Here is a 9,516-nt window from a genome sequence, read left to right as displayed (position 1 = left end):
CGATCGTGCGCACGGACGCCGGGCTCTCGATCGCGGCGACCTGCACGCTCAGCGAGCTCGCCGCGATGCCCGACGCGGGCGACACCACCCCTCCGCTCTCCCCCCGAGCCGAACGATCGATCCGCGTGTGAGCGGATCGATCTAGGCGGTCGCTCCCCGCTCTGCGAATCGCATCCACGCCGGAAAGCCGACCGCGCCGAGCCCGGCGGGGACGGGCTCGAAGGAAGATCAGCCCAAGCTCGCGACCCACTCCGAGCTGCCGTCGACGAAGGACTGCTCCTTCCAGATCGGCACCGACGCCTTGATGTCGTCGACCAGTGCCGCGCAGGCTTCGAAGGCCGCCGCGCGGTGGGCCGAGGCCACGGCGCAGGAGAGGGCGAGGTCGCCGACCACGAGGTCGCCGACCCGGTGTACGGCGGCGATCCGGACGTCGGGCCAGCGCTCGGCGATGCGGCGGGCGGAGGCGAGGAGCGCGGCGGGGGCGTCCGGGTGCGCCTCGTAGGACAGTCGGAGCACGCCGCGGCCCTCGTCGTGGTCGCGGACGACGCCCGCGAAGGTCACGACGGCGCCGTGCGTCGGCGACTCGACCGCCTGCTCGCACTCGTCGACGGTGATGGCCTCGGCCGCGAGCCGGGCGAGGGCGACCGGCTCAGCGGGCATGGTCGCCGCCTCCGAGCTGGTCGAGCAGGTGCCCGATCACCGGGTCGAGCACATCGATCCCGTCGCGGACGCCGCCGGGGGAGCCGGGGAGGTTCACCACGACGGTGCGGCCGCTGACGCCGGCGAGCCCGCGGCTGAGCACGGCGGTCGGGACGTGGGCGGCGCCCTTGGCGCGCACCGCCTCGGCGAGGCCGGGCAGGGGCCGCTCCAGGAGGGGGGCGGTCTGCTCCGGGGTGACGTCGCTCGGGGCGACGCCCGTCCCGCCGGTGGTCACGACCACGTCGACTCCGCTGCCGATCGCGTCGGCGATCGCCTCGCCCACCGCGTCGCCGTCGGCCACGACGACCACCCGGGACTCCCAGCCGCGGGTGGTGAACCAGGCCTCGAGCGCCGGTCCCGTCCGGTCCTCGTACACGCCGGAGGCGGCACGGGTGGAGGCGACGACCGCCACCGCCCGCCGCGTCACGGGGTTCCTCCGCTCGTCCACGAGCCGCTCCTCCCGCCCGCCTTCGCGAGCACACGGATACCGGTGATCGCGGCACCGCGATCGACCGCCTTGATCATGTCGTAGACCGTGAGGGCGGCCACGCTGACCGCGGTCAGCGCCTCCATCTCGACGCCGGTCCGCCCGGTCGTGCGCACGCGCGCCTCGATCCGGACGCGGCCGTCCTGCGGCTCGAGGTCCACGTCGACGCCGTCCAGCGCCAGCGGGTGGCAGAGCGGGATGAGGGTCGAGGTCGCCTTCGCGCCGAGGATCCCGGCGATCCGCGCCACGCCGAGCGCTTCGCCCTTGGGCAGCTCGCCCTGCTCGAGGAGCCGCACCACCTCGGGCGAGGTCTCGACGTAGCCCTCGGCGACGGCGGTGCGCGCCGTGACCTCCTTCGCGCTCACATCGACCATGTGCACGGCTCCGTCGCCGCGCACATGGGTGAGCCGATCGCTCTCAGTCATCGATCCTCCAGATCTCGACCGTGTCGCCGGTCGCTGCGTGGTCCGTCCCGACGGGGACGTGGATGAGCACGGTGGAGCGGGCGTAGGACGCCAGCAGGTGCGAGCCGGGCCCGCCCACCGTGTGCACGAGGCCCTCGTCGTCGAGGACTCCGCGGCGGATCTGGTGGAGGTGCGCGGGCGAGTCGAGCGCCGTGCCGAGGCGCGCACGGAGGCGCGGCCGCTCGGCGGGCGTCCGTCCCGCGAGCGAGCGCAGCACGGGCCGGAGGAACACCTCGAACGAGACCAGGGCGCTCACCGGGTTCCCGGGAAGCGAGACGACCGGCAGGTGCAGCCCCTCGGCCACGCGCACGAGACCGAGGCCCTGCGGGCCGCCCGGCTGCATCTCGACGTGGCCGAACTCCGAGCCCGCCGGGCCGAGCGCGTCGCGGACGACCTCGTAGGCGCCCGCGCTGACGCCGCCGACCGTGATCACCAGGTCGGCCGCACCCGCGTGCTCCTCGAGCAGCGCCAGGAGGTCCTCGGCCCGGTCGCTCGTGCAGGCGGCGACGACGGGCAGCGCGCCCGCCTCGCGGACGGCCTCGGCCAGCAGGGCGCCGTTCGCGTCGTGGATCTGCGCCTCCTCGAGGACGGCGCCTGCGGGACGGATCTCGTTGCCGGTGGGGACGACGAGCACCCGGAGTCGCGGCAGCACCTCCGCCTCGGTCAGCCCGAGGGAGGCGAGGAGTCCGTAGTGAGCCGCGCGGAGGACCGTGCCGGCCGGGAGGGCGAGCTCGCCGCGGCGGGCGTCGCTGCCCCGGGCGCGGACGAAGGTCGCCGGCACCACCGGGTGCGCGAAGGCGACGCTGCCCTCCGCGGGGAAGCGCGGAGGATCGACGCGCTCGACCGGGACGACGGCGTCGGCCCCCTCCGGCAGTGGCGAGCCGGTCATGATCGGGGTCGCCGTGCCGGGCTCGTGCCGCGGCGCCCGGTCGCCCGCGGGGATCGGCGCCGATACGGGCAGGGCGACGGGATGCTCCGGCGCCGCCGCGTCGAGGTCGGCCGCCCGCACCGCGAAGCCGTCCATCTGCGAGTTGTCGAAGCGCGGCAGGTCGAGCGGGGAGTCGACGGAGCGGGCGAGGACCCGCCGGTCGTACGCGCCCGGATCGGCGGCGACGGCGGCCGGATCCAGTCTCAGCGATTCGCGGGCGCCCCGCGTGGCCAGCGGCGCGAGCAGCGCCCGCACCCGGGCGGCGTGCAGGTCGATCGAGGTCATCGTGTCCTCTCGCGAGCGGCGGAGCCCGACCGGCGGCGGGACCGAGTCCATCTTGCCGGGTCGCGCCCGGTTCCGCGGCGTAGTGTGAGCGGATGAGCACAGCACTGGGGATCCCGGGCCTCCGGCCCCGACAGCGCAGCGCGGTCCTCCCCGCCGACCGCCCCGCCACCCCGCTCCTCCTGGACACCTACGGGCGTGTCGCGGACGATCTGCGGATCTCGCTGACGGACAAGTGCAATCTGCGCTGCACCTACTGCATGCCGGCGGAGGGTTTGCCGTTCCAGCCGCCCGCATCCCTCCTCAGCCGCGAGGAGATCCTCCGCCTCGCGCGCATCGCCGTGGAGCAGTTCGGCGTCCGCCAGATCCGCTTCACCGGCGGCGAGCCGCTCCTGCGCAAGGACCTCGTCGACATCATCCGCGACGTCGCCTCCCTCGACCCGCGCCCCGAGATCTCGCTCACGACGAACGCGATCGGCCTGTCGGGTCGGGCGGCGGCGCTCGCCGACGCCGGCCTGAACCGCGTCAACGTCTCGCTCGACTCGATCTGCGCCGAGACCTTCGCGAAGGTCACCCGTCGCCCGTTCCTCGACCGCGTGCTCGCAGGCATCGACGCGCTCGGCCCCGCGGGCCTGGACCAGACCAAGATCAACGCGGTGCTCCTGCCCGGGATCAACGACCACGAGGCCCCGGAGCTGCTCGCCTGGGCCCTCGCGGGAGGCCACCAGCTCCGCTTCATCGAGCAGATGGCGCTCGACGCCGACCACGGCTGGGATCGCGCGACCATGATCACCGCCGCGGACATCCGGGCGCTGCTCTCGGAGCGCTTCTCGCTCAGCCCGCACGCGGCCCCGCGCGACGGCGCCCCCGCCGAGCTCTTCGACGTCCGCGAGGCCGGGGGGTCCGAGGTGCTCGGCCAGGTGGGGATCATCGCGTCCGTCACCGAGAACTTCTGCGACGACTGCCGCCGCACCCGGCTCACCGCCGAGGGAGGTGTCCGCAGCTGCCTCTTCTCGAACGAGGAGACGGACCTGCTCGGCCCGATGCGCGCGGGCGCGGACGACCACGAGGTCGCCCAGCTCTGGCGCGGGGCGATGTGGGCCAAGCCCGCGGGACACGAGATGAACCGGGCGGGCTTCGTGCAGCCCGAGCGCACCATGAGCGCGATCGGCGGATGAGCATGCGGGTCCGCTACTTCGCGGCGGCCAAGGCCGCCCTCGGCCGTGGTTCCGACGAGCTCGACGAGGTGCCCGACCTGGGCGCTCTCGAGGAGAGACTCGTCGCCTCCGCGCCCTCGGCCGCCGACGTGCTCGCACGGTGCACCTACCTGGTCGACGGCGTGTCGACCGCGGACAGGGCCACGCCGCTGCGTCCCGATGCCGCGGTCGACGTCCTGCCGCCGTTCGCCGGCGGCTGACCTTCGACCAGCCGTCCTCGACGCCTGCACCCGCTCCGCGCACTCTGCAGCAGACGCTCGCTCTTGCGGAGCACCCCTCGTCCCTGGGCCCGCCCGGAGTGCTCCGTCGCACACGGCCGCGCGGGAACGCCAACCTCGGTCCGGTGAGCGACGGAGCGGACCGGCTCAGCGGCCGACGCGGTACGTCACGAGCTCAGGACGGCGGTCGTCGTGTGGAGGACGGGGCGGGTCACCGCTCCCGCCACGACGCCATCCCGCCGTCGAGCGAGTCGGACGCCACGCCCGCCGCCGCCGCGCGCTCCGCTGCGAGACGCGACCGGACCCCGGAGGCGCAGTGCAGCACGAGCGGACCGGCCGGCAGAGCGGCGGGGTCGAAGCGCGACATCGGCATCCGCACGGCACCGGGCACCGCGACGGACCGGTCCTCGTCGTCCTCGCGGAGGTCGACGACGGTCGGGGGCGTCGGCCAGGCCAGCCGCTCCCGCAGCTCGGCCGCCGTGATCGAGCCCGCCGCGGCCCGCCGCTCCGGGACCGGCGGCACCCGCCGCTCGAGAGGGAGCTCGGCCCAGGAGGAGTCGAGAGCGTCGTGCACGAGGACGCGACCGAACAGCGGCTCGCCCGCCCCGGTCACGAGCTTCACGACCTCGGCCGCCATGGCCGAGCCGATCAGCGCGCAGAGCGCGCCCAGCACGCCCACCGTCGAGCAGCTGTCGCCCGCGTCCTCGGCCTCGAGGTGCAGCGCGCGCAGGGTCACCCCTCCGCCCGGAGCGCCGGCCCAGAAGGTCGAGAGCTGCCCGTCGAAGCCGAGTGCCGACCCCCACACGTGCGGGATCCCGGCGCGCGTCGTCGCGTCCGAGGCGAGGTAGCGCGCGCCGAAGGTGTCGAAGCCGTCGACCACGACGTCCCAGCCCGCCACCAGGGCGTCGACGTTGGCCGAGGTCATCGACACCGGGAAGGCCCGGGCGTCGATGCCGGGGGAGAGCCGCCGCGCGGTCTCCGCCGCCGACTCCGCCTTCGACCGGCCCACCGAGGAGTCGTCGTGCGCCGTCTGCCGCGCCAGGTTCGAGAGCTCGACGACGTCGCCGTCCACGATGCCGAGCCGCCCGATCCCGGCCGCGGCGAGCGCCGTGATCACCGGCGAGCCGATGCCGCCCGCGCCGAGGATCAGCACGCGCGCGTTCCGGAGGCGCCGCTGTCCGAGCTCCCCGAGAGGCGCCAGGCGGATCTGCCGGGCGAACCGCTCGCGCTCGGCGGCGGTCAGCGGCGGTCCGGGCTCGACGAGCGGGGTCATGAGAGCTCCTTCCTCCACTGGCCCTCGTGGGCGACGGGGGTGAAGCCGACGGCCTCGTTCACGGCGAGCATCGGTCGGTTCTCCTCGGCGTTCCAGGTGTAGACGGCCCGGCAGTCCGGGGCGGTCAGGGAGAGGTGCTCCAGGGCGTCGAGCTTGAGCAGCATTCCCAGGCGGTGTCCGCGGTGCTCGGGCAGGACGAGCGTGTCGCCCCAGAGGGCGGCGCGGCCCGGGATCACGTCGACGGTGCAGTATCCGGTCAGTCGTCCGCTCGCGCGGTGCAGCACCGCGGAGGTCAGCTCCCGTCGTCCGCCCGCCGCGGCCCCGTGCTCGTGGGCGGCGAGCCTCGCGCGGGTCCACGTCTCCTCCGGCACCGAGAGGCCGGCGGACGGGGCCTGGACCGACATCCGCGAGCGCAGGAGCAGGAGGTCCTCGATCCACTCCTCCGGAGTCGCGCCGCACCAGTGCAGCAGGTCGTAGCCGGGGGCGTGGTGCGACGCGGCCTTCCGTCGCGCGGCGGTCGCCTCGCGGTCGAGGGGCAGCCGGGCGACGCTGACCCGCTCCACCTGCTCGAGGGACCAGCCGCGGGCGGCGAGCCGTCGCGAGCCGGGGTCGGCGGAGGGGACGGAGCCGGCTCCCGAGAGCGCGGCCAGCCGCGGGCCGGAGGCGTCGGCCCGGTGCGCCGTCCAGGTCTGCAGGACGCGGCGGCCGAGACCCGCCGCCTCCGCGCTCAGGCGCTCCATCAGGGCCGAGCCGACTCCCCGCCCGCGCTCGGCCGGGAGGACCGAGATCGAGAGCCAGGCGGCGTCATCGTCCGCGGCCGTGCTCCAGTGCAGCTCCCCGCTGCCGACGGGCCGACCATCCCGCTCGGCGAGGAAGGCGCGGCGGGGCGAGTGCTCGCGCTGCTGCCACTCGCCGAGGCTCGCCTCCGCCGGGAAGCCCAGGTCGGCGGTGCCGGTCCCCTCCGCCTCGACAGCGTCGCCGATCGCGGTCAGGGCGAGGAAGTCGCTCCAGCCGTCGGCGCCCACGGCCTCGGGGATCGCGAGCTCGCGGATCCGGAGCGCTGGGTCGGGGGTGCGGTTCACCACCCCAGTGTGCACGTCCCGGCGCCCGCGGCGGCCTCCTGCGCCTGTTCCGGTGCGGGATCGCGGCGGTCCGTCGGCCGGTCGGGGCTCCGCCTCCCGGCCCGGCCGCGGCCGTCGGCTACCGTGGAGGCGTTGTGGACGGGAGCGAGGCGGCCGGGTGTACCTGAAGAGCCTGACCCTCAAGGGGTTCAAGTCCTTCGCTCAGCCGACCACGTTCGCCTTCGAGCCGGGGGTCACCTGCGTCGTCGGCCCCAACGGCTCGGGCAAGAGCAACGTCGTCGACGCGCTCGCCTGGGTGATGGGGGAGCAGGGGGCGAAGACGCTCCGCGGCGGCAAGATGGAGGACGTCATCTTCGCGGGCACCTCCACCCGCGGACCCCTCGGCCGCGCCGAGGTCGCGCTCACCATCGACAACTCGGACGGCGCCCTGCCGATCGAGTACACCGAGGTGACGATCACCCGGACCCTCTTCCGCAACGGCGGCAGCGAGTACGCGATCAACGGACGCGGCTGCCGGCTGCTCGACGTGCAGGAGCTGCTGAGCGACTCCGGTCTCGGGCGCGAGATGCACGTCATCGTGGGGCAGGGACAGCTCGACGCCGTGCTGCACGCGACCCCCGAGGAGCGGCGCGGGTTCATCGAGGAGGCCGCCGGGATCCTGAAGCACCGCCGCCGCAAGGAGAAGACGCTCCGCAAGCTCGAGGCGATGCAGGCGAACCTGACCCGCCTCTCCGACCTCGCGGGCGAGATCCGGCGCCAGCTCAAGCCCCTCGGGCGCCAGGCCGAGGTCGCACGGCAGGCGCAGACGATCGCCGCCGTGGTGCGCGACGCCCGGGCGCGCCTGCTCGCCGACGACGTGGTCGCGCTCCGGACCGCTCTGGACGGCTTCGCCCGCACCGAGAGCGAGCGGCACAGCGAGCGGGTGGTCCTGCAGCAGCGGCTCGAGCAGGCGACGCTCCGGCGAGCGCGGATCGAGGCGGAGGCGGTCGGCGACGCGGTCGACGACGCCCGGCGCACCTCGTTCGAGCTGGAGTCGGTGCAGGAGCGGCTGCGCAACCTCTCGGCCCTCGCCGGGCAGCGGCTCGCGATGCTCGAGCTCGAGTCCGAGCAACCGCAGATCCAGCCGCGCGTGACGCCGGCCCAGGTGGAGGAGGCGCGGGTCGAGCTGGAGCGGCTGCGGCAGGCCGTCCTCGACGCGGAGACGGCGTGGGTCCAGGCGCAGCGCACGACCGTCGCCGCCCGCTCCGCCCTCGACGCGGTCGACGAGGAGATCGCCGCGCAGGCGGCCCTCGTCTCGCGCTACGACCTCGAGCTCTCCACCCTCTCGGGGCAGGCCGACACCGCCGCCTCCCGTCTCGCGTCCGTCCGGGGCGAGGTCCTGCGCGCGCAGAACACCCTCGACGCGGCCGACCGGCGGAAGGAGGCGGCGCGGCGGGCGCTCGACGCTCTGGAGGCCGAGCTGGACGACGCGGGCCGCGGCCCCGACGGCGGCCTCGACGAGGGCTACGAGCTCGCCCAGTCCGCGGTCTCGGCCGCCGAGGGCGGGATCGAGCGGCTGCGCGAGGAGCTGCACGCCCTGGAGCGCGAGCGCGAGGCGCTGGCCGCCCGCACGGGTGCCCTGTCGCTGGCCCTCGACGTCTCGGACGGCTCGGCCGAGCTGATCGCCGCCCGGATCGAGGGGGTGCGCGGCCGGGTCGCCGAGCGGATCCAGGTGCGGCCGGGCTCCGAGGCCGCGATCGCCGCCGCCCTCGGCGCGGTCGCCGACGCCGTGCTGGTCGAGTCGACCGCCCGGGCCGACGCGGCTCTGGACGCCGCGCTGGAGCGCGACCTCGGACGCGTCGAGCTGCTGGTCGCCGACGCCGCCCGGCCGCACGTCGCTCTCACCGTTCCCGAGGGGGCGGAACGCGCGGGCGACCTCGTCACGGCGCCGGCCGGGGTCCTCTCGCTCCTCGAGCGCGTGCTCGTGGTCGAGGACCTCGCCGCGGCGCGGCGCCTGAGAGAGGGCATCGATCCGGGCACCGTGCTGGTCACCCGCGACGGCGCGACCGTCTCCGACGCCGTGCAGAGCGCCGGCTCCGGCGGGCAGCGCAGCCGGATCGAGCTCGTCTCCGAGCGCGACTCGGCCGCCGCCCGGCTGGAGGAGGTCGAGGGCGGGATCGACCGGCTCCGCTTCGAGCTCGCCGAGCAGACCGGAGCGCTCCGCGGCGCGAAGGAGCAGGCCGCGAGCGCGCTCTCGGCCCTCCGCGAGCACGACGCCGCCCGTGCCGCCCACACCGAGCGGCTCGGCGGCGTGCGCGCCCAGCTCGAGGCGGCCACCGCCGAGCACGGCCGGGGCTCGAGGGCGCTGGCCGTCGCCTCGGACCGGGTCGGCGACGCCGAGCGCGCGGCCCAGGAGGCGAGGTCGGCGCTCGACGCCGCGCGCGCCAGGCCCCGGCCGGTGCTCGACGCGAGCGCGCGCGACGGTCTGCAGCGCGACGTCGACACCGCACGCGAGCGCGAGATCGAGGCGCGGCTCGGCGTCGAGACCGCCAAGGAGCGGGTGCGGGCGGAGCAGTCCCGCGGGGAGGCGCTGGCCCGCCAGCTGGCCGCCGACCGCGCCGCCGCCGACGAGGCCGCGCGCCGCGCCGTGATCCGCCGTCGCCAGCGCGACGCCGCGGCCGAGGTGACCGCCGCGCTCCCCGCCGTCCTCGCCTCCGTCGACCGCTCCGTCCAGCAGGCCCGGGCCGAGCTCGTAGCGGCCGAGGCGGCGCGCTCGCAGCAGAACGCCGAGCTGCAGGGGCTCCGCCGCGAGGAGGGGAGCGTGCGCGACCGGCTCCAGTCCGTCACCGAGAGCGTGCACGGCCTCGAGCTGCAGATCTACGAGAAG

9 protein-coding genes are annotated in these 9,516 nt (G+C 75.8%); 3 read left to right on the top strand and 6 right to left on the bottom strand.

Features of this window, described 5'->3' with window-relative positions; genetic code table 11:
- Nucleotides 1-228 precede the first annotated feature (228 nt).
- The 4 genes from C5C27_RS15290 to glp are packed head-to-tail and all read right to left on the bottom strand — an operon-like array spanning nucleotide 229 to nucleotide 2,863.
- Nucleotides 229-660, bottom strand: a complete 432-nt coding sequence (locus C5C27_RS15290; RefSeq protein WP_104239721.1) for a molybdenum cofactor biosynthesis protein MoaE — start codon at nucleotides 658-660, stop codon at nucleotides 229-231.
- Nucleotides 650-1,147, bottom strand: a complete 498-nt coding sequence (locus C5C27_RS15285; RefSeq protein ID WP_244229433.1) for a molybdenum cofactor biosynthesis protein B — start codon at nucleotides 1,145-1,147, stop codon at nucleotides 650-652. The genes C5C27_RS15290 and C5C27_RS15285 overlap by 11 nt, the downstream gene beginning before the upstream one ends.
- Nucleotides 1,123-1,611, bottom strand: coding sequence for a cyclic pyranopterin monophosphate synthase MoaC (gene moaC / locus C5C27_RS15280; RefSeq protein WP_104232482.1), 489 nt, complete (start codon nucleotides 1,609-1,611; stop codon nucleotides 1,123-1,125). The genes C5C27_RS15285 and moaC overlap by 25 nt, the downstream gene beginning before the upstream one ends.
- Nucleotides 1,604-2,863 carry a gephyrin-like molybdotransferase Glp gene (gene glp / locus C5C27_RS15275; protein WP_104314831.1) on the bottom strand — a complete coding sequence of 420 codons (1,260 nt, stop codon included), beginning with the start codon at nucleotides 2,861-2,863 and terminating at the stop codon, nucleotides 1,604-1,606. Before glp ends, moaC begins: the two co-directional genes overlap by 8 nt.
- 92 nt (nucleotides 2,864-2,955) lie before the next feature.
- Between glp and moaA the strand changes: the two genes are divergently transcribed.
- The gene (moaA, locus tag C5C27_RS15270; protein ID WP_104247638.1) at nucleotides 2,956-4,038 is read left to right on the top strand and encodes a GTP 3',8-cyclase MoaA; all 1,083 of its coding nucleotides are present in this window, start codon (nucleotides 2,956-2,958) and stop codon (nucleotides 4,036-4,038) included.
- Complete coding sequence (locus tag C5C27_RS15265; protein ID WP_104223924.1) at nucleotides 4,035-4,277, top strand: MoaD/ThiS family protein; 243 nt, start codon at nucleotides 4,035-4,037, stop codon at nucleotides 4,275-4,277. The genes moaA and C5C27_RS15265 overlap by 4 nt, the downstream gene beginning before the upstream one ends.
- Nucleotides 4,278-4,506: 229 nt before the next feature.
- Here C5C27_RS15265 and C5C27_RS15260 read toward each other — a convergent pair whose 3' ends face one another.
- Both C5C27_RS15260 and C5C27_RS15255 read right to left on the bottom strand, forming a co-directional pair.
- The gene (locus tag C5C27_RS15260; protein ID WP_104314829.1) at nucleotides 4,507-5,568 is read right to left on the bottom strand and encodes a ThiF family adenylyltransferase; all 1,062 of its coding nucleotides are present in this window, start codon (nucleotides 5,566-5,568) and stop codon (nucleotides 4,507-4,509) included.
- The gene (locus tag C5C27_RS15255) at nucleotides 5,565-6,650 is read right to left on the bottom strand and encodes a GNAT family N-acetyltransferase (RefSeq protein ID WP_146079713.1); all 1,086 of its coding nucleotides are present in this window, start codon (nucleotides 6,648-6,650) and stop codon (nucleotides 5,565-5,567) included. Before C5C27_RS15255 ends, C5C27_RS15260 begins: the two co-directional genes overlap by 4 nt.
- Before the next feature lie 157 nt (nucleotides 6,651-6,807).
- Between C5C27_RS15255 and C5C27_RS15250 the strand changes: the two genes are divergently transcribed.
- Nucleotides 6,808-9,516, top strand: a 2,709-nt coding sequence (locus C5C27_RS15250) for an AAA family ATPase (RefSeq protein ID WP_104314830.1), incomplete at its 3' end; no start/stop codon positions are given.

Origin of the sequence: Rathayibacter sp. AY2B7 (assembly GCF_002931635.1) — a bacterium.
Lineage (GTDB): Bacteria > Actinomycetota > Actinomycetes > Actinomycetales > Microbacteriaceae > Rathayibacter.
This window is presented reverse-complemented; position numbering and strand designations above follow the sequence as displayed.

What these genes read in the sequence shown, in the direction of transcription:
- glp (WP_104314831.1), bottom strand. Translation starts at nt 2,863, where the DNA reads ATGACCTCGATCGACCTGCACGCCGCCCGGGTGCGGGCGCTGCTCGCG.
- moaC (WP_104232482.1), bottom strand. Translation starts at nt 1,611, where the DNA reads ATGACTGAGAGCGATCGGCTCACCCATGTGCGCGGCGACGGAGCCGTG.
- moaA (WP_104247638.1), top strand. Translation starts at nt 2,956, where the DNA reads ATGAGCACAGCACTGGGGATCCCGGGCCTCCGGCCCCGACAGCGCAGC.
- C5C27_RS15265 (WP_104223924.1), top strand. Translation starts at nt 4,035, where the DNA reads ATGAGCATGCGGGTCCGCTACTTCGCGGCGGCCAAGGCCGCCCTCGGC.
- C5C27_RS15260 (WP_104314829.1), bottom strand. Translation starts at nt 5,568, where the DNA reads ATGACCCCGCTCGTCGAGCCCGGACCGCCGCTGACCGCCGCCGAGCGC.
- C5C27_RS15290 (WP_104239721.1), bottom strand. Translation starts at nt 660, where the DNA reads ATGCCCGCTGAGCCGGTCGCCCTCGCCCGGCTCGCGGCCGAGGCCATC.